We start from the raw sequence: 19,507 nt of genomic DNA on the forward strand, positions 1-19,507 counted from the left end.
TGCGACATGGAGTATTCGGAGTACTTCCAAAGGTTTCCCGACGCTTATGCGAAGATCATCGCCGGGCTCGATCGCGTCAATACCCTGTACGCCTACCTGATCGACAGCGGCATCTTGGAAGACGCGACGACCCTCCTTTCGCTCGGCAGCGGAACGGGTGAAGTCGAAGTCCGGATCGCCCGGCAGACCCGGCGGCGCATCGGCGTGGTCGAACCGTCCAAGATCTATTTCGACACGTTTTTACAGAATGCGGCTGCTGCCGGCGTCGAGGATTTGTTGCTTGAAACGCATCAGCAATCGTTTGAAGCTTTCCAGCCGCAGCAACCTTACGATGTGGTGCTTTCTCTCTTCTCATGGTTTGCTTTCGAGTTTGATCGAGCGGCGCTGCTCAAGGCGCTGGCATGTCGCAAACCGGCCGGGAAACTGCTGATTTGTCTGCCGACCGCCGATTGTCCAGCCAGCCGGATCTCGGCGTTTAGTCGTTCAGCTGGGATCAACCTGACAAGCGACCTACTATCGGCATGGGCTCGTGACGAGGGATTTGAGCATGACTACGACATCTACCACGGCGTCGTTCCGGCAGAATTGTATGTGCAGCAGGGCGAATTGACGCAGCAGGGAGAAGATCTGGCGGCGTTTCTAGCGGCGACTCCTTGGGAGGAGATGCCTGAAGAGATGCGTCACGCTTCGCTAGCAGCGATCCAGTCAGGGCAGTGCGGTGATCAGATTGATCATGCCAGCGGCTGTTTGATTTTTGACGGCGCCAAACATGCGGTCAGTGACCAGTCAAGACGAGCGACGAATCGCTAAAATATCGGGTCGAGCGGCGACTCGGCGTCGCGGAGACGTTGTTCGTGAAACGCATAGGCGATCGTATTCAGCAATTCTTCGCGGCTTAAAGGTTTCGAGAGATAGCCAGAGCAGCCTGCCGCGAGACATTTTTCTCGATCTCCTTGCATCGCGTGCGCCGTCACGGCGATGATCGGGCCGGTAAAGCCTTGCAGGCGAATCAAGTCAGCGGCGGCATACCCATCCATGACCGGCATTTGCATATCAAGCAAGACGATGTCGGACGCGTGTTCCGCCATTGATTCCACCGCTTCTTCACCATTTTCGGCAATCTTGATATTGGCGCCGGCACGTTCCAGAACAACGGAGATAAAGCGACGATTAGCGTCGCCGTCATCCACAACAAGCGCTTGAACTCCCAACAGCGAGGGGAGCCTGGTTTCTTGGATGATGGCCGCTGGCACATCTTCTCGCGGAGCCGGCTTCGGGTCTGATTGATCGGTCAGGTTGCCTGCGTCGATCGTAATCGTGAACTTGCTTCCCAGGCCTTCCACGCTTTCGGCGTGCAGCGATCCGCCCAGCAATTCAGCGAGATTTCTGCTGATCGTCAATCCCAATCCGGTGCCGCCAAAGCGTCGCGTAACCGACGAGTCGGCTTGGGAAAACGGCTGGAAGATCATCCCCAGCTTGTCTTGAGGAATTCCGATGCCGGTGTCGATCACATCAAAGATCAGTCGACTGCGCGAAGCTTCCGCTTCTAGCCGCGACACGATCCGCACTTCGCCTGTTTGGGTGAACTTGATCGCATTGCCCACGATGTTCAACAGCAATTGCTTTAGTCGCGGCGCATCGGTCAACACTTGCAGCGGGATGTCCGAATCCCAATGACGACGGATTTGGAGCTTCTTCTCTTCAAATTTTGGTCGCAGTACCGAAATGACATCGGTCAGGATCTGTTGCGGAGAACAAGGCGCTTTTTCGATCAGCAGTTGACCCGATTCGATTTTCGAGAGATCGAGAATTTCGTTGATCAACGCCAATAAATGATCTCCGCTGCTGCGAACCGTTTCGAGATATTCGCGACGATCCGCTTCGGTCGACTCGGCGTCGTACAACAGAAGATCGGTGAAGCCCATGATTCCGTTCAGCGGGGTGCGGATTTCGTGGCTCATGTTGGCCAGAAACTGGCTTTTGGCGTGATTGGCCGATTCCGCTCTCTCCATCGCTTCGATCAGTTCTTCGGTGCGTCGAACTTGATCGGTAATGTCAATTTGCGTCGCGATGTAATTGCTGAGACGACCCTCTGGATCAAAAACAGGTTCAATCTCGAGTGCGATCCAATAGGGATCTCCATCTTTGGCGTAGTTCAGCAGTTCGACTGAAACTTGCTCTTGTTTCTGTAACGCTCGTCGGACTTTTTCAATCGTTTCCTGATTGGTCTCTGGGCCTTGCAGCAAGACTCCCGGTTTTCGCCCGATCACTTCTTCAGCGCTGTAGCCTGTCAACTGGGTGAATGCGTTATTTACCCATTCGATCTCACCGGCCTGATTGGTGATCACGACCGAGTGACGCGTACTGCTGGCGACCAACGAAAGCTTTTTCACGGCGGTGTGGTATTCGTTCAGTTCAGTTTGATCGATGCAGACACCGACCAGTTTTCGCGTTTTTCCGTCGTCGCTGGTAAGGAGCTTGCCATGCGACTGGATATAGCGAACCGTTCCGTTCTTCAGCGGGATTCGGTAGTTGACCGAGTAATTTTTTCCCTGGCTCACGCAGCATGCGGTCGCCGATCGCAGCTCTTCGCGATCGTCTTTGTGCAGCAAATCTATGAAGGAAGCAAGGGTAATGACGCCATCAGCCGCTTGGATTCCATGCATTTGCATCGCACGGTCATCGGCCTCGAACTGCTCCTTTTCGTTGTGCCAATGCCACACGCCGATGCTGCCGGCTTCCAGGGCGCAGTCGAGTCGTTCGTTGGCCGTTTGCAATTTTTGCCCTAACATCGCCATCGACGGCAGCTTCAAGAGTTCTGGCATCAGCCGAATCAATACCAGGACCGTCGCCCATGAAACGGCTGCCGTCACTGCTTTGATCAAACCCGAGAACCGATAGACCGGCCACCAGAAAATGCCGGCTTCCACCAGGTGCCCGAAACCGCAGGCCATGATGAACGCCGCGAAGAGCCAGATAATTTTCGGAAACGGAAGATCTGGCCGTTGCCGTAGAAAGAACAGCAGCACGATCGGAATCGCGAAATAGGCGCCGAAAATCGCGGCGTCTGAAATGACATGCAGCCAGCCGGTCTCCAGCGTCCAACTGCCGCAGAACCAACGTGCCGGGTAATCGCTGGTATCAAACAGTTTGCTGAAGAAGCCCGCGAAAGTGTCGGCATGAAATTCACGCGCGCCTGCCGTCGCAGCGGCGTTCGACGTATCGCATTCAGGACCGGCGCAGCAAGTGGGCGGTACTGTTTCTGCCGACAGGAATTGAACGCAAGGAGCGAATCCCAGGATCGTGCAAATCGTCAGCAAGATGACTCGAGTCGACAATGACATACGCAGTGCGTGCAGAGGTACGTAGAACTCCAATGGAGATGGCCGAGTCCAAAATCTTACGTCGCCATTCTGCGCACTACGTTGAAATCCGTCGGAAATCCAGGGCTCCGGTTCTCAAGATAATAGCGTTGGGTTCGCTTGTTTCAGGTAGCACCATTTCCACGGCCGGACAATTGGAAAATTCGCTTCGCCTGGCCTATTCGCCGCCCAGGAGAGTCATGCGCCAAGCATTGTGATTTTCCGCCGAATCGGAGAAATCGCCGAGTTACTCGACCCGGTACGGCCAAAAATTTATGACGCTACCCAGGTCGGATTTCGCGGGCGACGCAATGTGTGCGGTCAGAAGCAGTAAAGCCGCAAAGAATATTGGGCGGAGAGGTCGATATCGTCAGCAGCCATTACAGATCCCATTGCGGCAAAAGGTTGTCGCCGGCTTGGATGGATGCTTTGAGCTCCGATTTTTCGACAATCGCATAGCGGCCGCGCAAACGATCGGGACTGGGGCCACGGGCGTTGGGGTTTTTGGGCCAAATAATTGTGATGACATATTCGCCGGCAGGAGCTCCGTCGCCGCTGACGTAGGTGGTGACTTCAAACGACCCGTCTTCCGCTACTTTGGCGTAGGGTTTGTTTCCTTTCGTCATGCCGACATCCCCTTGAGGATGAAAGATAACCACCGCGCCGTACGCCGACTTTCCTTTCACGCTCACGCTGCCCGAAGTTGGATAAACCGGCGTCTCTTGCCAGGCGGGTTTCGACGAACAGGCGGAGCAAGCGACGCAGATTGCCGCAAGGAGCCAAGCAAATTCTCGTTTGTTCATAATCTCGAAGTAACCTTTTTTTCCGAAGGTACTGAAAGCTGCTCATTCCGCTAGTTAAACGGCGAAGGGATGACTTCTCCGTCCGCGGGATCGATCAACTTGTAGACGGTGCCGACCGGCACGGTTTCCGCCAGAAATTGCACCGAACCGTCTCCCATCAACACTTCGGCTCCTCCAGGATGAAACGAGTAAATTCCTTCTCCATTGGCGCAGTTCAACGGGCAAGGCCCAGGCGACATCAATCCGTCATACGAATAGCCGGTATAGAAGATGCGCTGAGGGGCGGCCCAGACTCCCCATTCTTTGAAATATTCTTTCGTAAATGTCTCTTGCTGCTTTCCGCCGGCCCAAAAATCGGGACGTCCTCCCAGCTCGGAGACGCAAATCGTATTGGTCAATCCGTCGGTTACGTCACGGGGTTTGCCGTTTGCATCATGCAGCATGCCGTTGGCGGTCTCCGGAGTGACTTGCACATTGTCCCAATAGCCGGCTAGCACCGTGTAGTCGCCTGACATGCTCTTTGTTGTCGCGCTCCATTGGTCATTCTCGATCAGCTGCGAGCCGCTTGGATCTGAGGGACATGCAAAGACCTCGATCTCGATTTGACTGATCGGTTCATTGACCGTGTCAAAAAAGGAAACGTCAAAGTCATACTGATCTTGGATATTGCCAAGTTCGAGAAATGGGGCGAGCAGAATGCACCATCCATGCGTAATGCGATCTGGCGAAGTTCCCCAGCGAACCCGGCTCGGAGGAAAGCGTTGGTGACTGTCCAGGTAGGTATGCAGTCCCAGACCGATCTGTTTTAGATTATTGGAGCATTGCATCCGCCGCGCCGCTTCGCGCGCTTGTTGCACCGCTGGCAATAACAAGCCGATCAACGCACCGATAATCGCGATGACCACTAACAATTCGACCAAGGTAAAACCACTTCGAGGAACGGAGCGATAAGTTTTCACAGGATGGCTGCCTTAGGATTCGAGGGATGAAAGTCGAGGCGGGCGTCAACGAGAGGTGAGCTCGCACAATATCCAGAGCCCATTCCAAGTAGGGAGGTCGCGACACACAAAAAGAGCGTAAAAGCGATCCAAACAGGTCAATTTGATACTGAATCTCATGAACGTTAGTGGGATTCTATCAAAGAATTCACGTAATGCAAGCACGAAGAGGGGGCTGTTCGCGGCCATGCTGCTGGCCGAAATTGCCCGGTGGATCAGAAGATCGAGCGCCAATTCATTGCGGCGACTGCTGCTTCGGACCGGTAAGAAAAGGGGATGGAAAAGTTTGATCCGGCAAGCACGGCGCATTGATCGCGCAAAAGGAGACGCTTGGCGGAGAACTTGCTGGGAGCGTCTATATCCCTTTACGCAATAATCTCACGCGACCAATAGACAAAGTCTGTCGCCGCCGGCTCGCCTCCCACCATTTTGACCAGCATTGCGACCTGGCCGCGGTGATACCAACTGTGGCCGAAGAGCTGCGTGACGCTGTCGCCGATCATGCTGCGGCAAGGACCGGCGTCGCTGCTGACGTATTCAAAGTATCCTTCCAATTCGGCGTCCTCTTCCAAGCTCCCCAGATAGCTTTCCCATAGTTGATGCGAAGCGGCCAGCTCGGCGGACAAGGTTTCCAGCGTCCAGTCGTCCGGAAAAAAGGTGGTGTGCAAGTCGAGCGCTCGCCCGAAGCGGACCATCCATTTGTGACGCGCTACCGCCAAGTGAGCCATGATGCGAATCGCTTTTTTAAACTCCGGCTCTTCCTGCTTTTCGGCAGGAACCGCTCTCAGCGAAGCCAACGTCTTGGCATGAGCGTCTTGCTCATACTGAAGCCAGCGAATCGCCTGGTCAATGAAGATACGCGACATCGGCATCGGATTCCTAACAGGGTGAAGGATTACTGCTGCGCGAGACAATAAAGATGCGTCGAAGTTCGCCAATAGATCCGGCCATCGACGATCACCGGACTAGCGAAACCGGCGCCCGAGAGTTTGCCAGAAGAGACTAATTCAAACTCTGGGCCCGCTTTTAGGATGAACAATTCCCCTGCTTCATTGGGAATGTAAATCAGATCGCCGATCAACGTTGGCGACGCGAAAAAATCGCCGCCTAGACGCTTTTTCCAATGCTCGTCTCCTGTTGCCGCATTGTAACAAACGGCGACTCCGTCATCCCCAAACGCATAGACATAGTCGCTGTCGACCATCAGCGTGGGGACATAAACTTTCTTTTGGGCCTCCCAAATCAAATGTGACGGGTCCAGTTCTCCCTCGCCGTCGACTCGCAGGGCGATAATCAAGTGTTCCGGATTTCCGCCGCTGGCGTAGACCACGTCACCGAGAACCTGGGGCGTATTCACGGTCGTTCTCGAAAGTCCCTGATAGCTCCAAAGAAGCTCACCGCTTTGCGGGTCATATCCGGTGATGCGATTCTGGCCGCCCAGAATCAATTGAGGCTTTCCGGCAATTTCTGCGATCGTAGGCGTCCCATGGCTGTACTCGTCAGGACGCGCCGTTCGCCAGATAATTTCTCCCGTGGCTCGATCAAGCGCCGCGAGAAAGCCTGGTCCTTCGCAGTCGGCTTGCACGATCAGCAGTGACTCGAAAATCAGCGGTGAGGCGCCATATCCATCCTGACTGCGAAATGGACCTGCCTCTTGTTGCCACAAGATCTTCCCTTCCGGAGAAATGGCGCTCACCCAGATCCCATCGTTGATCATGAACACCGTAAAGATATTGGTTCCGTCAGTCGCCGGGCTGGGGGACGCTTGAGAATTGATCGGGTTCATCCGCATGAAATCGCCTTCATGCACCTGAGTCGACCAGAGGTTCTCACCGGTGTTGGCGTCGAATGCGAGCAACGATTGCGTTGACGCCGTCTCGTCCGCCGTCGTCAAATAAAGTTTTCCCCCCCACAAAATCGGCGTCGAATGCCCGCGGCCGGGAATTTCGGTTTTCCAGAGGACCGCTTGTTCCTTGATTTCGGTCGGGGGAGTTGGCCCGGACGCATGATTATTGTGCGTGATTCCCTGCCACCACGGCCAATCAGCTGCGGAAACCGAGATTGACGAAGCCTGACTCACGTACTCGGCGTTGCGGCGAATCTCCTCGACCGGCGGAACTCGCATATCGAGCACGGGCTGCCGTGGAGGTGTCGGAGAGCATGCAAAACTTACAGACAAGACAAGCAAGGAAAAGAGGAAGCGAAGAAAAGGTTTCATCAAGCGTTACTCCCAGTCGACAAGATACCCCCCGTCATCGTATCGGGAATGTGAAGGAGAAGAAATTGGTATGACTTTCTACGCGGGATCCGGCGCCTAGATCTTCCGCCATCCTCCTCGAAAAAAGCGTCAGGAGCAAATCGCACGCGTGTTGAAGTCAGCTCTCTATTTGTGACGCGACGCTGTCGACGTTCCGGCTCGTAACAAAGTTGGTCGATTTCGCCGAGGAAGAGGATTATTGCTGCGCGAGACAATAGAGATGGTCCGAGGTTCGCCAATAGATTCGACCGTCGACGATGACCGGACTGGCGAACCCGGCGCCGGTTAGCTTGCCGGACGAAACTTGCTCAAATTGGGGGCCCGTTTTCAAAACGAACATTTCTCCTGCTTCATTGGGAACGTAAATCAGATCCCCGATCAATGTCGGAGAAGCGCTGAAGTCTCCTCCTAGACGCTTCTTCCAATGTTCGTCGCCGGTTTCCGCGTCGTAACAGACGGCGACCCCGTCATCACCAAACGCATAGACGCAATCGCGATCGACCAAAAGAGACGGCACGTAAACTTTCTTTCGCGCTTGCCAGATCACATCGGACTGGTCGAGTTGGCCCGAGCCATCTGCGCGGATCGCGATGACAAAGTGATCCGGATACCCGCCGCTGGCGTAGACCGTGTCGCCGACCACTTGCGGCGTATTGGCGGTCGTTTCTGAGAGGCCAGCAAAGTACCAAATCGGTTCCCCGGTGTTCGGATCATAGCTGTCGAGACGATCTTGTCCACACAGGATTAACTGGGGACGTCCCGCAATGGTAGCGATGGTCGGCGAACCATAGCTGTTGCCGTTGGGGCGCGAAGTTCGCCAGACGATTTCGCCGGTGCCGCGATCGAGCGCCGCAACAAAGCCCGAACCTTCGCAGTCGGCCTGAACGATCAATAGCGACTCATAGATCAGCGGCGAACTTCCAAAGCCGTGCTGACTACGGAAGGGCCCGGCCTGCTTTTGCCACAATATTTTTCCTTCCTGCGAAACGGAGGTCGCCCAGATTCCCTCATTGACCATGAACAAAGTGTAGATATTGGTTCCGTCGGTCGCCGGAGTCGCCGAAGCATGGGAATTTTTCTGGTGCTTATTCATGAATTTCCCTTCATGCACCGGAATCGCCCAAAGCTTGTCGCCGGTCACCGCGTCAAACGCGAGCAGCGATTGAGTTTGCGCCGATTCGTCCGCCGTGGTCAGATAGAGTTTCTCCCCCAATAAGATCGGCGTCGAATGGCCAAGGCCGGGGATTTCGGCCTGCCAGAGGATCGATTGTTCGTTGATATCCGTCGGCGGAGTCAGTCCAACGGCATGATCGTCGCGGGTTAGTCCCCGCCACCAGGGCCAATCGGCGGCCGAAACGGAGATCGGCGGCGCCTGACTTCGCAACTCGCCGGTATGGCGGATTTCTTGCACTGGCGGCGGCGGCGAACATGCCCAAGTGACCGGCAAAACGAAAGCGAGAAAGAGAAAATAATGTCTCATAGGGCGTTTCTCGGAGTCGGAAAGGAATGCGATCATCGTATCGCGAATTCGAATGTGAAGAAATCCGCGTGGCTTTGATCGCCCAACTCGGGCATAATGCGCAGGATAGAGCGTTTGTATGCCTGCATTCTGTATGGAGAGGAGTTCCGCTGATGTTTTCGCAAACTCGCTGGATCACGCTGCTGCTGGTGCTTTTGATCGCCGCGCCGCTGTGGGCCCAAGCCGAAGGTCAAGCCGATCTCGACAAAGCGGTCGATCTCAAGCTGTCGGCCGAATCGGTGGATGACTTGGAAAAAGTGATCACCCTCAGCGAGTCCGCTTTGGAAAAAGGCTTGACGGACGATGACCAAGCGTTCGCCAAGCAACTGCTGACGTCGGTGCTGTATCAACGCGCCCAGACGATCGCCGCAGGAATCTTTGAGCGACAGCCGCCGGTCGCCCAATGGAAAGAGCTGCGCGACAAAGCGCTGGCCGACGCCAATCGAGCGCTGAAAGTCGATCCGACATTGGGGGAAATGCAATTGCTGAAATCGCGTCTGCTAATGCTGCCTGACGGCGACAAAGCCGAAGCGAAAAAGGCGCTGGAGGCAGCGATCGAAAATTTGACCGAAGACGATCAGCAGCTTTCCAAAGCGATCATGATGTCGGCCACGTTAGAAGAGGATCCGGCGCTGCAGATCGAAAAGCTGACCAAAGCGGTCAAAACCGATCCGGACAACGTCGACGCGCTCAAGCTGCGCGGCGTGTTGTACATGCAGCAAGAGGATTTCGAGAAAGCTTCGGCCGACTTGAAGCAGGTAATGGAAAAGAATCCGAACGACGTCGCAGTGTTGCAAGCCTACGCTGATACGCTGGCCGGCATGAAGAAATTTGACGAAGCGATCGCGCTGCTCGACAAAACGGTCGCCGAGCATCCTGGTTCGCCGGTCGGCTATTTACTGCGAGCTCGCCTGAAGGTGCTGTCCGAAGATTCGGAAGGCGCTATTCAAGACTTGGATCAGGTCCTCGCGTTCATTCCCCGTTCGGTTCCGGCTTTGATGATGCGGGCCCGGCTTTACATCGACCTGGATCGCCCTGCCGACGCCGAGCAAGATCTCGATCGGATCTTGAGCATCGAAGCGAACCTGCCGGATGCCATCATCCTTCGCAGCGTTGTTTTGACGCAGCAAGGAAAGTTTGGTCAGGCGATCAAAGATTTGGAAAATTTGCTCCAGCGAGATCCGCAAAACGAATCGATCCTGATTCAGATCGGAATGATCTACAACTCGGATGGCCAGCCCCGCAAAGCGATTCAGATTTTCGACACGGTGTTGAAAAAGTCGCCCGATAGTTGGCAGGCGCTGAGCGGCCGCAGCAACGCCCAGTTGTCGATCGGTGAGCAGAAAGCGGCGATCGAAGGTTACGAGCAAGCGCTCAAGCTGCAACCAAAAGACGATCATATTTTGAACAACTTGGCCTGGGTCTTGGCGACTTCGCCGCAAGATGATCTACGGAATGGGCAGCGCTCGCTGGAGTTGGCGAAGCAAGCCTGTGAAGTGACCAAGTACGAAGCTCCGCATATCCTCAGCACGTTGGCCGCCGCGCATGCGGAAGTCGGCGATTTTGACGAAGCGAAGAAGTGGGCGCAAAAAGCGGTCGACAAGGGAACCGATGAAGATATCATCGGGCACCTGAAAGAAGAGTTGGCCAGCTACGAGCAGAAAAAGCCATGGCGTGAAAAGCAGGAGACGGAAGAGAAGAGCGTTGAAAAAGAGAAGCCTGCCGTCAAGGATAACAAAGAAGAAGCGGCCGAGCCAAAGGCCGACAAGCAAGCGGGCGAGTAACCACGAAACTCGAAGCAAGTGTCGGAAGGAGGCATGTGATGGAAATCTTAGAATCGAATCAACTGGTTCAAAAGAAGTGTAAACCGTGCGAAGGGGGTGTGGAGCCTTGTTCGCTGAGCGAAGCCAATAGTCAACTCGCCCAACTCAACGGTTGGCAGTTGAGCAACGATGGCCAACGGATTCGCAAAAACTGGACGGCAAAAAACTTTATGGCCGGCATGAAGTTCTTCAATCAAGTCGCCGAAATCGCCGAAGCGGACGGCCACCATCCCGATTTGCATATCGAAGGATATCGCAACGTCTGGATCGAACTTTGGACGCATGCAATCGGCGGATTGAGCGAGAATGATTTCATTTTAGCGGCCAAAATTGACGAAGTGCCGATCGATTTAAAGTAATTATTCATCCGACCTGACGGACGAAAATAACGTAAGCTTCCCTCGACGTATCGAGTCTTCGCGACTCGGCGCCGCCGAGGCCCAAGGAACGGCAATGCCGTTCCTTTTTTTATTGAAGAGCTTCGCTTTCTTCGATATTCGTCATTGAATAGAGACCGCATTTCCCTCGCTTCCGTTCTTATTCCTCAGGTGGATCGTGGATCACGCAAGTTACTCGGACGATCTCGTTCCGTCTCCTGCGCGTCGTGTACCCACGGCGGCGCACAGCGGAGAACTGTTGCCGCCGCAGCAGCAATACGTTCCACCACCATCAACCAGCGGTTTCCAACATGCGTTTGAATACACCATCCGCAGCCCGGCGCTGTTGATTGTGCTGCTGTTGACGTTGGGCCCGATGGCCTTGCCGTTGGTGGTGATTAGTCCCAAGTTGGGCGTTTTAACGAAAGTGTTTCTGACCGTCGTGACATTAGGGCTGACGATCGTCTTGCCGATTGCCCTGACGATCTATTTTTCGCATTTTGCAGTGATGCCGGCGCTCGATGCGATTCGCGACGCCAATCTGCGCGGGGGCGCAATTTAACGTTTTGTAAAACGTCTAACATGTCGCCAATCGCGTAGGGGTTGTCTTCACGATGCAACTTCGTAGATTTCGTGGGGGACGATGATGTGAACGCAATCGAAGGAGCCAAGATATGCTGTTGCGCCCATTGGGAAAAACGGATCTACAAATTCCGCCGATCGTGTTTGGCGGTAATGTATTTGGCTGGACGCTGGACGAAGCGGCGTCGCTAGCGATGCTTGACCAGTTGCTAGAACGCGGGTTTTCGACGCTCGATACGGCCAACGTCTATTCCCGCTGGGCGCCGGGCAATCAGGGGGGCGAATCGGAAACGATCTTGGGCAAGTGGATGAAGGCCCGCGGCAATCGCGATCAGATCACGCTCATCACCAAAGTCGGGCATGACCTGGGGCAGGGGCATCATGATTTGACCTCTGCTCATATCGCCGTCGGCGTGGAAGATTCTCTCCGCCGTTTGCAAACCGATCGCATCGATCTTTACTTCTCTCATTTTGATGATCTGCGAACGCCGGTCGAAGAAACGATGGAAGCATTGGATAAGTTGGTTCAGGCAGGCAAAGTCCGTTGGCTCGGTGCGTCGAATCTTTCGGCAGAACGGATCGAAGCGTCACTCGCGGCCAGCGCACAGCATAATTGGGCTGCGTACCATGTGATTCAGCCCGAATATCATCTGCTGGCGCGCCAGAAGTTTGAGACCGAATACGCGCCGCTCTGCGAAAAATGGACGTTAGCCGCGATCACCTATTTCTCGCTGGCCAGCGGCTTTCTTTCGGGCAAGTATCGCAGCAGCGACGACCTAAGGCAAAGCCTGCGCGGCGGCCGGGTCGAAAAGTATCTCGACAACCCGAATTCGCCAAGCGTGTTAAAAACGCTGGAAGATATCGCAAACAAACACGATGTCTCCATGGCGGCGGTTGCGCTCGCCTGGCTGTTGGCGAAACCGACGGTCGCCGCTCCGATCGCCAGCGCCACCAAGGCCAGCCATCTCGACGCGATGACCGCTGCGATCACCTTGAAATTGGAGAATGTCGACATGCAGTCGCTCGATCAGGCGTCGGCGGAGAAACGACCGTGATGGCTGCGTCAACTTGGCGCTGCAACGCAATTTACTGAAGTCGATTCGCACGGCAGTCGCAAGGTAAAACGGCTCCCGTTTCCTGGTTGACTGTCGCAGACGATGTTTCCGCCAAGCACGCCGGCGATGCGGCTGACAATCGTCAGTCCCAATCCGACGCCGGTTGTGCCGTTGCGTCGCGCGGACGACGAACGAAAGAAGGGATCGAAGATCGACTCCAACTCTTCGGGCGAAATTCCGACGCCGGCGTCACTGACCGTGATCTCCAATTGTTGAGCGGAAATCGCGTGCGTCGAGAGGGTGATCGGCGAGCCTGGCGGACTGTATTTCACGGCGTTTTGCAGCAGGTTGTCAATCGCTTGCGACAAGAGGGAGACGGAAGTTGTCAACGTCGCGTCGTGGGAGAGAATGAATGAAATATCGGCGCTGCGCGGGTGATGATCCCAGCGTTTACGCACGCTCTGGAGCCATGTCGTCAGCACCAGGGTTTCGCGATCAGGTAGTTGGGCGTCCCCTTCCGCTCTGGCGATGAAGAGGAGCGAGCTGACCATTTTCTGAAGTTCATCGGTTTGCTCGCGCAGCGTTTGCAACAGGTCTCGATATTCGGCTTCGCTACGTGGGCGACGCATCGCGACATCGATTTGCCCCAGCAGAACAGTCAGCGGAGTACGCAATTGATGCGCTGCGTCACTCGTAAATCGCTGTTGTTGGTGATACGACTTTTGCAGTCGATCGAGCAAGTCGTTAAACGCCGCCGCCAACGACGCCAACTCGTCTGCGGGACGCGACACCGGCAACCGCGCGTCTGACTGAAAACCAGTAATCAATCGCGTTTGATTCGCCATTTCGGTCACCGGGCGGAGCGCTCGGCGACAATAGGCGCGACCTACGACTGCGGCGAAGATCCAGAGAATCGTCGGTAGTCCGCATGCTAACAGCGCCAATCGCCACAAGTCGGCGTCCAAGCGGTAAGAGTCGTGAGCGACAGTCACGATCACGTGCGGATATTCATCGGAATCAAGTTCAAGCGTGGGCTTGGGGGCGGGCGCGACCAATCTTGACTGTAAAATTCTCCAATGTCCGAACCTGGACAAGTCGCCGGAATGCGACTGGATTCGCGAGCCGATTTTCAAGAGTTGGTGATCGGCGTCCGATTGAAGATTCAAGTTTCCAGACGCATCCACGACGCCGCTTGGTTCTTCGACAATCAACCAGCGGACTTCATCTTGATCATCGCCAAGATGAATCGTGTGTTCGGAGGGTTGCCATTTCACCGCGTCGCTCTCCACTTCAATTGCGGCGGAGAGGACATGCAGCGAGTTGCGGAGGTGATCGTCGAACTCGTGATACAGGTGATGACGAATCAATACGTACATCGTCGCCGAATAGCCGATCAAACAGATCGCTAGCGCCGCGAGGAAAAAAATGGAGATTCGATTGACCAGCCGCATATGAAACTCAGGAGTCTTGTTCGGGTTGCAAAATGTAACCGCGATTGCGGCGAGTTTGAATGACGCGTGGACCGATCGCCTCTAATTTGCGACGGAGTTCTTTGACATGCACTTCGATCGTATTCGATAAACCGTCGAAGTGATCGCCCCAAACGGTCTCAAAGATCCGCGTGCGCGTTAGTACGGATCCTGGATGTTTGAGAAACAGACAGAGGAGTGAAAACTCTTTCGCGGTCAGATTCAACGGTTGGCCGTCACGGGTCGCTTGCTGACTCGACAAATCGGCTTGAATGCCGAAGACTTCCAGCCTTAGGCTCGATTTTTGATCGGGCCGACGCAGCAAGGCCCGCACGCGAGCCAGCAGTTCATCAAATGAAAACGGCTTGCACAAATAGTCGTCGGCGCCGGCGTCCAGACCTTCAACGCGCTGCTCGACGGCGTCGCGAGCAGTCAGGAAGAGAACCGGCGTCGTGCGATTCTGTTGGCGGAAACGTCGCAGCAAATCGACGCCATCTTCGCCGGGCAGCCACCAGTCGAGCAGGACCAGATCCCATGATTGATTTTGCAGCGCGATGCGTCCCAACGCGCCATCGGCGGCCGATTCGACTTGATATCCTTCTTCGGTCAATCCGCGCAGCAGAAAATCGACGATGCGCGGTTCATCTTCGATAATCAAGATACGGCTGCTCATGCGATAAGCGTCGGGTTTTGAAATCAGGGTTAGGCGAATCGTCTTCCTTCATTTTACCGTAGGAAGCGAATAAGGACCGATGCGGAAAGATAAAATCGGCTTCATGTTTGGAGATCTGCATCACCCCGGCGACGAACATGAAGAATATTTTAGATTCGCTTCAGGCTGGCCATACGTGCGAAGGATACGATCCAATCAGTCAGTGACAGCCTTCTATTTCAGCGGAGATGAAATGATGCAATTACCCTTACCGATCTGCGAGCATGCGGCGATAGCCGAACCGCAACGCTATCGCTCGCTGACCGAGTTCGAGCGCCAGTGGCGCGAGTGGGATCAGCCCGATTCGTATCTGCGGATTGCAATCGTGGTGGCCTTGGAGGAGCATTTTTCGTGGCCTCTTTCCGAAGCGATTCGTCGAAAGTATCGTGGTTTGCAGTTGACGATTGTGACGAAGACGCCGCGGTTGCCTGGCCTGGAAAGTCGCGGTGATTTGGCGCTGCATTGCGTTTCGCTCGGCTGGCAGCGCATTCAATTCTCGCAGAATTGGGAGGAAGCGCTGGAGCAGCAGCGAGACCGTTTGAATGGCCAGTGGATGCATGAGACGTTGATCCCTTTCGATTGGTCGCCGCAGAGACAACAAACGCCGAGTTGTCGTTGAGAATTGCCAGGCTTTGACTTTCTGTTCTGATTCAAACAAACTAGACAATTCCCGTTCCCCCCCATTCCCTCCTTCGCCTGCCAGGATTTCCTATGTCGTTTGTCGATCGTCGTCGTTTCTTGCAATCATCGCTGGGAGGAATTTCTGCTGTCGCGTTAGGAGGCGGCTTGCAGGCGGACGATTCTGCTTCGCCGGAAGGGGGCGCTCCGATAGCGCCGCATGATTCGCTCTTTCTTACTTGGCGACAAGACCCGACGACAACGATGGTCATTCAATGGATCGGCAAGTCGGACGACGCAACCCAGATTGCTTACGCACCGTTGAAAGACGGAATGTGGAGAACGGCGCCGGTCATCGCAAAGCCGTTTCCAGATACCGACCGCTATGTGCTGCGATGCGAACTGGTAGGACTGACGCCGGGAAGCGAATACAAGTTTTTGGTCGGTGATGCGAAACAACGGTATCGCTTTCGAACGATGCCGGCCAAAGCGACCAAGGAGTTCTGTTTCGTCTCGGGCGGGGACGCCGGCACCGGCAGGCATGCCGTCAACTCGAATCGAGTCGCGGCGAATCAGGATCCTTATTTCGTGCTGATCGGCGGCGACCTAGCGTACGACAACGGCGCTTCGCCAAAGACGTTTCTAAAGTTCCTGCAAAACTACAGCAGCACAATGGTCGACTCGGCAGGTCGTCTGATCCCGATGGTTAGTTGCATCGGCAACCACGAAGTCCAGGGGCACTTTGGCGCGCGTCGCGATCAAGCGGGTAGCTACCTTTCGGTCTTCGATGCGTTTTATCAAGACGTGACTTATGGGACGCTCGATTTCGGCGATTATTTAAGTTTAGTGATGCTCGATACTGGACACATCGCCGATATTCAAGGAGAGCAGACCGATTGGCTTGAGAAGACGCTCACCGCACGTGCTGAGATTCCACACTTGTTTGGGGTCAACCATGTCCCCTGCTATCCTTCCTACCGCAATCCGGAAGGCAAAGATGAGAAGCTGGGAATTGGCGAAGAGCAACGCAAGCTTTGGTGTCCGCTGTTCGAGAAACATAAAGTCGACGTCGTGCTGGAGCATCATGACCATACGTTCAAACGAACCCATCCGCTGACCGATGGCCGCATCGATGCGAATGGCGTCCATTATCTGGGAGATGGTTCTTGGGGCCAATTGCGAGCACCCAAGCGACCCGAAGAACGTCCCTATTTGGCGAAAGTCAGCCAAGCGTACCACGTGACAGTCCACCGGCTCGAAGGGGATCGCCGCTTCCATGTGGCGATGGAAGATACCGGCAAGATTGCGGACGTGGTGACCACGGTCAGCAAACGAGCGTCAAAACGAGGATAATGGTTCGCCGCAGCAGACTTTTTCGGTCGAGCCGGGGCAGACCGTAATGCACGAGTTCCCCGCTACGCTGCACGCTTATTGGCTGAGAACGGCCGCAGATCGACCGACGACCGTCTCGGCGCAGCTAGCGTTCGAATATTTTTTTGCCGTAGCGGGGGGAAGTGGACTTCCCGCCGGAGCGCTTCGCGGTAAAAATTCGCGCATATGGCAAAATCGCTCCATCTCGATATTCTCCCTCAGCCCGACGAAACAACCTGCGGACCCACCTGCCTGCATGCGGTCTTTCGCTACTTTGATGACGAGCTGCCGCTGGCGCAAGTCATCCGCGAGACGCCGAAGCTAGAGGAGGGGGGAACGCTGGCAGTTTTGCTCGGCTGCCATGCGCTGCGCAAGGGGTACAAAGCGACGATCTACACTTACAATCTGACGGTGTTTGACCCGTCCTGGTTCTATCCTCCGACCGAACCGCTGGAGTCGGAAGAGGAACTCGCCGCGTTTCATAAGCGGCGGCTCATCGAGCGACTGCATGCCCAGTTGTTGGTGAAAGCCGATCCGAAGCTCCATACCGCCAGCCGCGCCTATATCCAGTTTCTGGAGCTAGGCGGCGTGATTGCGATGGAGGATTTAAAAGCCTCCTTGGTGCGCCGGTTCTTGAAACGCGATTTGCCGATTTTGACCGGGCTGAGCGCTACTTACTTGTATGGCACTCCCCGCGAATTCGGCGACGACTGCAAACCGGACGACGTACGCGGCTACGCCGTGGGGCACTTCGTCGTCTTGCATGGCTATGATAAAGAGGCCGGAACAGTCAGCGTGGCTGATCCCTATCTGCCCAATCCGCTGGGAGAGGAACATCACTACGATGTGAAAATCGATCGGTTACTTTGTGCAATCATGCTCGGCGTCTTGACGTATGACGCCAATCTTTTGGTGATCGAACCCTGCTGACCAACTCGTACAGCAACCGCCCCGTTACCACCGATATTCCATCTCTGTTTGCAGCGCTCCGATGCGCTGTCGCGCTCCGCGGCGAAATCGCGGCAAGGGAGTGCTATTTCGCGATGTCCGTTCTGATTGTCACTAACACGCCAGATGACTGGCCTGCCGAAATTGAAAATGTGCAAGTCGTCGCCGCCAACGACTATCTGACCGATTCCAAATTCAGCGAGTTGCGCGGCGTCAAAGTTTTTAATCTTTGTCGATCGTACAAATATCAGACGATCGGATACTACGTCTCGCTGCTGGCCGAAGCGCGAGGGCACAAGCCGTTGCCCAGCGTCACCGCCGTCCAAGATTTGAAGACGCACGCGATCGTGCGCCTGGCCTCTTCCGACCTGGAAAAGCTGATCGAGAAATCGCTGGCGCCGATCAAGTCCGAAAAGTTTGAGTTGAGCGTCTACTTTGGGCGGAACATGGCTCACCGCTATGATCGACTTTGCACGCACCTCTTTAACCAGTTTCAAACTCCGCTGCTCCGGGCCAGTTTTGCTCGCGACAAAAACGGCTGGCAGTTGAAGTCGATCAACGCGATCTCCACCAACGACGTGCCTGATCCGCATTGGGACTTTGTGCTGGAAGCGGCGCAGCATCACTTCGCCGGTCGCGGCGGCAGCGTCAAAAAGCGGGCCCGCGCTCGCTTTGATATGGCGATCCTGCACAACCCGGACGACGCTGACAAGCCGTCGAACGAAAAAGCGCTCGCCAAGTTTATCAAAGCGGCCGAAGCGCAAGGCATTCACGCCGAAATGATCACCCGCGACGACTATGGCAGCATCGGCGAATTTGACGCGCTCTTCATCCGCGAAACGACCCAGGTCAATCACCACACCTATCGCTTCTCGCGCCGCGCCGCCGGCGAAGGCCTGGTCGTGATCGACGATCCGCAGTCGATCGTGCGCTGCACCAATAAGGTGTTCTTGGCCGAGATCTTGGCGCGTCACAAAGTCGCGACGCCAAAAACGTTGGTTGTGCAGGCCGAAACGGCCGATCAGATCGCGCCGCAGCTGGGCTTTCCCTGCGTGCTGAAAGAGCCGGACAGCGCCTTCTCACGCGGCGTGGTGAAGGTAAAAAACGAAGCGGAGCTGGGAGCAAAGCTGAAAGAGTTCTTCGAACATTCCGACTTGATCATCGCCCAAGAGTTTCTGCCGACGACGTTTGACTGGCGCATCGGAATCATCGATCGTCAGCCGATCTACGCCGCCAAGTATTTCATGGCGACCGGTCACTGGCAGATCATCCAGCAGAAGGAAGGTAAGACCCGCTACGGCAAGTCGGAAACGATCCCGATCGAGCTGGCGCCGCGCAAAGCGGTGCAGGTGGCGCTGAAAGCGGCCAACCTGATCGGTGACGGTTTGTACGGCGTTGACGTGAAAGAGTCGAATGGCCATTTCAGCGTGATCGAAGTGAACGATAACCCCAACCTCGACGCCGGCTATGAAGACGCGATCCTGAAAGACGAACTCTATCGGCGCATCATCAGCGTCTTTCTGCGGCGGATCGAACAGCGCAAAGCAGGTTTGTCGTAAACATAAAACACCAATCAATCGTAGGTCAGGCCTTGGCCTGACAAGCTTTCTATA

Annotated in this window: 17 protein-coding genes; 9 read left to right on the forward strand and 8 right to left on the reverse strand. The window is 55.2% G+C overall.

Annotation, left to right across the window (positions count from 1 at the left end; all coding sequences use genetic code 11):
* The first annotated feature begins 6 nt into the window (after positions 1 to 6).
* Entirely contained in the window at positions 7 to 810 is an 804-nt protein-coding gene (locus tag M4951_RS01805; RefSeq protein WP_262024775.1) for an SAM-dependent methyltransferase, read from the forward strand.
* Here M4951_RS01805 and M4951_RS01810 read toward each other — a convergent pair.
* The 6 genes from M4951_RS01810 to M4951_RS01835 all read right to left on the reverse strand — a co-directional run bounded on the left by M4951_RS01810 (position 807) and on the right by M4951_RS01835 (position 8,900).
* On the reverse strand, positions 807 to 3,344 hold the full coding sequence (locus M4951_RS01810) for a PAS domain-containing hybrid sensor histidine kinase/response regulator (protein WP_262024776.1): 2,538 nt from the start codon (positions 3,342 to 3,344) through the stop codon (positions 807 to 809). The two genes, M4951_RS01805 and M4951_RS01810, sit on opposite strands and share 4 nt — an antisense overlap.
* Positions 3,345 to 3,742: 398 nt before the next feature.
* A complete protein-coding gene (locus M4951_RS01815; RefSeq protein WP_262024777.1) occupies positions 3,743 to 4,165 on the reverse strand; it encodes a hypothetical protein in 423 nt (140 codons plus the stop codon).
* Between the two features lie 50 nt (positions 4,166 to 4,215).
* Positions 4,216 to 5,124, reverse strand: coding sequence for a DUF1559 domain-containing protein (locus M4951_RS01820; protein WP_262024778.1), 909 nt, complete (start codon positions 5,122 to 5,124; stop codon positions 4,216 to 4,218).
* A 404-nt stretch (positions 5,125 to 5,528) separates the two neighbouring features.
* On the reverse strand, positions 5,529 to 6,029 hold the full coding sequence (locus M4951_RS01825) for a DinB family protein (protein ID WP_262024779.1): 501 nt from the start codon (positions 6,027 to 6,029) through the stop codon (positions 5,529 to 5,531).
* Between the two features lie 29 nt (positions 6,030 to 6,058).
* The gene (locus M4951_RS01830) at positions 6,059 to 7,288 is read right to left on the reverse strand and encodes a PQQ-binding-like beta-propeller repeat protein (protein WP_262026979.1); all 1,230 of its coding nucleotides are present in this window, start codon (positions 7,286 to 7,288) and stop codon (positions 6,059 to 6,061) included.
* A gap of 328 nt (positions 7,289 to 7,616) precedes the next feature.
* A complete protein-coding gene (locus M4951_RS01835) occupies positions 7,617 to 8,900 on the reverse strand; it encodes a PQQ-binding-like beta-propeller repeat protein (RefSeq protein WP_262024780.1) in 1,284 nt (427 codons plus the stop codon).
* Between the two features lie 152 nt (positions 8,901 to 9,052).
* Between M4951_RS01835 and M4951_RS01840 the strand changes: the two genes are divergently transcribed.
* The 4 genes from M4951_RS01840 (at position 9,053) to M4951_RS01855 (ending at position 12,776) form a co-directional block, all read left to right on the forward strand.
* The gene (locus M4951_RS01840; RefSeq protein WP_262024781.1) at positions 9,053 to 10,723 is read left to right on the forward strand and encodes a tetratricopeptide repeat protein; all 1,671 of its coding nucleotides are present in this window, start codon (positions 9,053 to 9,055) and stop codon (positions 10,721 to 10,723) included.
* A 38-nt stretch (positions 10,724 to 10,761) separates the two neighbouring features.
* Entirely contained in the window at positions 10,762 to 11,121 is a 360-nt protein-coding gene (locus M4951_RS01845) for a 4a-hydroxytetrahydrobiopterin dehydratase (protein WP_262024782.1), read from the forward strand.
* A gap of 196 nt (positions 11,122 to 11,317) precedes the next feature.
* On the forward strand, positions 11,318 to 11,701 hold the full coding sequence (locus tag M4951_RS01850; protein ID WP_262024783.1) for a hypothetical protein: 384 nt from the start codon (positions 11,318 to 11,320) through the stop codon (positions 11,699 to 11,701).
* A 112-nt stretch (positions 11,702 to 11,813) separates the two neighbouring features.
* Positions 11,814 to 12,776 carry an aldo/keto reductase gene (locus M4951_RS01855; protein WP_262024784.1) on the forward strand — a complete coding sequence of 321 codons (963 nt, stop codon included), beginning with the start codon at positions 11,814 to 11,816 and terminating at the stop codon, positions 12,774 to 12,776.
* Between the two features lie 8 nt (positions 12,777 to 12,784).
* Here M4951_RS01855 and M4951_RS01860 read toward each other — a convergent pair whose 3' ends face one another.
* The gene (locus tag M4951_RS01860) at positions 12,785 to 14,227 is read right to left on the reverse strand and encodes a HAMP domain-containing histidine kinase (RefSeq protein WP_262024785.1); all 1,443 of its coding nucleotides are present in this window, start codon (positions 14,225 to 14,227) and stop codon (positions 12,785 to 12,787) included.
* A gap of 7 nt (positions 14,228 to 14,234) precedes the next feature.
* The gene (locus M4951_RS01865) at positions 14,235 to 14,918 is read right to left on the reverse strand and encodes a response regulator transcription factor (RefSeq protein ID WP_262024786.1); all 684 of its coding nucleotides are present in this window, start codon (positions 14,916 to 14,918) and stop codon (positions 14,235 to 14,237) included.
* Between the two features lie 232 nt (positions 14,919 to 15,150).
* Between M4951_RS01865 and M4951_RS01870 the strand changes: the two genes are divergently transcribed.
* From M4951_RS01870 to M4951_RS01885, 4 genes are all read left to right on the forward strand, one after another.
* Positions 15,151 to 15,576, forward strand: coding sequence for a hypothetical protein (locus M4951_RS01870; protein ID WP_262024787.1), 426 nt, complete (start codon positions 15,151 to 15,153; stop codon positions 15,574 to 15,576).
* 92 nt (positions 15,577 to 15,668) lie between these two features.
* Positions 15,669 to 16,928 (forward strand): purple acid phosphatase family protein, encoded by a 1,260-nt coding sequence (locus M4951_RS01875; protein ID WP_262024788.1) that lies wholly within the window; start codon positions 15,669 to 15,671, stop codon positions 16,926 to 16,928.
* A gap of 204 nt (positions 16,929 to 17,132) precedes the next feature.
* A complete protein-coding gene (locus tag M4951_RS01880) occupies positions 17,133 to 17,876 on the forward strand; it encodes a C39 family peptidase (RefSeq protein WP_262024789.1) in 744 nt (247 codons plus the stop codon).
* 113 nt (positions 17,877 to 17,989) lie between these two features.
* The gene (locus tag M4951_RS01885) at positions 17,990 to 19,453 is read left to right on the forward strand and encodes a RimK family protein (RefSeq protein ID WP_262024790.1); all 1,464 of its coding nucleotides are present in this window, start codon (positions 17,990 to 17,992) and stop codon (positions 19,451 to 19,453) included.
* Positions 19,454 to 19,507: the final 54 nt, after the last annotated feature.

This window comes from Blastopirellula sp. J2-11 (assembly GCF_024584705.1).
In the GTDB taxonomy this organism is placed as follows: Bacteria; Planctomycetota; Planctomycetia; order Pirellulales; family Pirellulaceae; genus Blastopirellula.

Bases quoted from the DNA above. Each gene is read 5' to 3' on its own strand.
- M4951_RS01840 (WP_262024781.1), top strand. From the start codon at position 9,053: ATGTTTTCGCAAACTCGCTGGATCACGCTGCTGCTGGTGCTTTTGATC.
- M4951_RS01860 (WP_262024785.1), bottom strand. From the start codon at position 14,227: ATGCGGCTGGTCAATCGAATCTCCATTTTTTTCCTCGCGGCGCTAGCG.
- M4951_RS01870 (WP_262024787.1), top strand. From the start codon at position 15,151: ATGATGCAATTACCCTTACCGATCTGCGAGCATGCGGCGATAGCCGAA.
- M4951_RS01865 (WP_262024786.1), bottom strand. From the start codon at position 14,918: ATGAGCAGCCGTATCTTGATTATCGAAGATGAACCGCGCATCGTCGAT.
- M4951_RS01830 (WP_262026979.1), bottom strand. From the start codon at position 7,288: ATGCGAGTTCCGCCGGTCGAGGAGATTCGCCGCAACGCCGAGTACGTG.
- M4951_RS01875 (WP_262024788.1), top strand. From the start codon at position 15,669: ATGTCGTTTGTCGATCGTCGTCGTTTCTTGCAATCATCGCTGGGAGGA.
- M4951_RS01825 (WP_262024779.1), bottom strand. From the start codon at position 6,029: ATGTCGCGTATCTTCATTGACCAGGCGATTCGCTGGCTTCAGTATGAG.
- M4951_RS01835 (WP_262024780.1), bottom strand. From the start codon at position 8,900: ATGAGACATTATTTTCTCTTTCTCGCTTTCGTTTTGCCGGTCACTTGG.
- M4951_RS01815 (WP_262024777.1), bottom strand. From the start codon at position 4,165: ATGAACAAACGAGAATTTGCTTGGCTCCTTGCGGCAATCTGCGTCGCT.
- M4951_RS01880 (WP_262024789.1), top strand. From the start codon at position 17,133: ATGGCAAAATCGCTCCATCTCGATATTCTCCCTCAGCCCGACGAAACA.
- M4951_RS01810 (WP_262024776.1), bottom strand. From the start codon at position 3,344: ATGTCATTGTCGACTCGAGTCATCTTGCTGACGATTTGCACGATCCTG.
- M4951_RS01885 (WP_262024790.1), top strand. From the start codon at position 17,990: ATGTCCGTTCTGATTGTCACTAACACGCCAGATGACTGGCCTGCCGAA.
- M4951_RS01845 (WP_262024782.1), top strand. From the start codon at position 10,762: ATGGAAATCTTAGAATCGAATCAACTGGTTCAAAAGAAGTGTAAACCG.
- M4951_RS01855 (WP_262024784.1), top strand. From the start codon at position 11,814: ATGCTGTTGCGCCCATTGGGAAAAACGGATCTACAAATTCCGCCGATC.
- M4951_RS01805 (WP_262024775.1), top strand. From the start codon at position 7: ATGGAGTATTCGGAGTACTTCCAAAGGTTTCCCGACGCTTATGCGAAG.